The following is a 1,195-nucleotide window of genomic DNA, read 5'->3' on the forward strand; positions in this document are numbered from 1 at the left end:
AAGTGACGACATATCGAACGTATGTGCTATCGATGGCGCTTGGTACGCCGGAGACGGATGAGAAGTTCCATCGTAAGGGCAGGCAATGAAGCTGCCGGATAATCTCGCGGGACATCTGCGACACGGGCTGCCCCTTCATCCACCACCGTCCGGGCGGTAGGAGGCTGGAGCGAGGGGGGACGCTACGGCAAAGATAATGGACGAGTTGCAGGATACGCTAACATCAACGCGAAGCATCAAGACAGTCGATCAATGGTGAAGGATACCCTACCTCCCCCGACGTCGTGTTCAGCGTTTCAGCACTGTGCAAAGCCAAGAGTTTTGTCCCTGAGTTGTCTTGGCTTCATCCAACACCTTGAACGTTCGCTTTGCATCCCGCAACACCGCTAACGATCGTCTCGATGCCGTGTACGTCGAGATAATCATGCAACCGTCAGGTTTGAGTGATTGAGCGTAACGTTCAAGTGATCGTACAGGCGCGCGCAAGTAGTAAAGCGACTCATTGAAGACGATGACATCGAAATAGCCATCGGGCTCATAAACGTCCCCATCGGCCGAAAGAAAACTTGTGCGATGGTCATTATAGCGACGCAGCTTCTCGATCGCGACATCCGATATGTCAACTCCGACGAAACGCTGATAATCTAGAGGCTTGAAACGTTCAAATAGAAGTCCTTCTCCGCAGCCGACGTCAAGGTATTCGCGACCGCGACCAAGAGAGTGCATATAACCTATGAGTGTCCAGTAACGAGTGAGTTCGTGCTGCTGGCCCATGTAGGCCCAGCGTCCATCGCCGTACTCGGCGTCCCATGTAGGCTTCGCTTTTGGACTATCTCCAAAGCCTTGCGCCGTCTCCCACTCGCTGACGAAGCGTCCTAGCGTAGCGCCAAGAGGCAGTCGCTCCAGGGCAAAAGCGTAGTATGCAGCCCGCACGCGGCGCCACAGATGATGCTTTAGTACTGGAAGCATTTCTTAACCCGTGCGTCGGTCTACGTGCCCCATCACAAGCGATGATGGGTAGTAAATTATAACGATCGAATTCCGTCTCGTCCGTACTACCGTCTATTTTAGACTAGGTCATCGACTCAATAAACCGCAAACAGATTCGGATTAAGGCGAGTTTTATGCTTGCGATGAAGTTGTCGTCACGTTTGTCGTATCGGGTGGCGACCGCGCGATAGTGCTTGATTTTGCT

1 protein-coding gene and 1 pseudogene are annotated in these 1,195 nt (G+C 52.9%); both read right to left on the reverse strand.

Going from position 1 to position 1,195, the window contains the following annotated elements:
* Window positions 1-288: 288 nt before the first annotated feature.
* Window positions 289-969 carry a class I SAM-dependent methyltransferase gene (locus NWI01_RS18525; RefSeq protein WP_141385407.1) on the reverse strand — a complete coding sequence of 227 codons (681 nt, stop codon included), beginning with the start codon at window positions 967-969 and terminating at the stop codon, window positions 289-291.
* A 103-nt stretch (window positions 970-1,072) separates the two neighbouring features.
* A pseudogene (locus NWI01_RS20015) lies at window positions 1,073-1,195 on the reverse strand (IS5/IS1182 family transposase); the annotation flags it as partial.

The sequence above is a fragment of the Nitrobacter winogradskyi genome (assembly GCF_006539545.1).
Taxonomy (GTDB): Bacteria; Pseudomonadota; Alphaproteobacteria; order Rhizobiales; family Xanthobacteraceae; genus Nitrobacter; species Nitrobacter winogradskyi_A.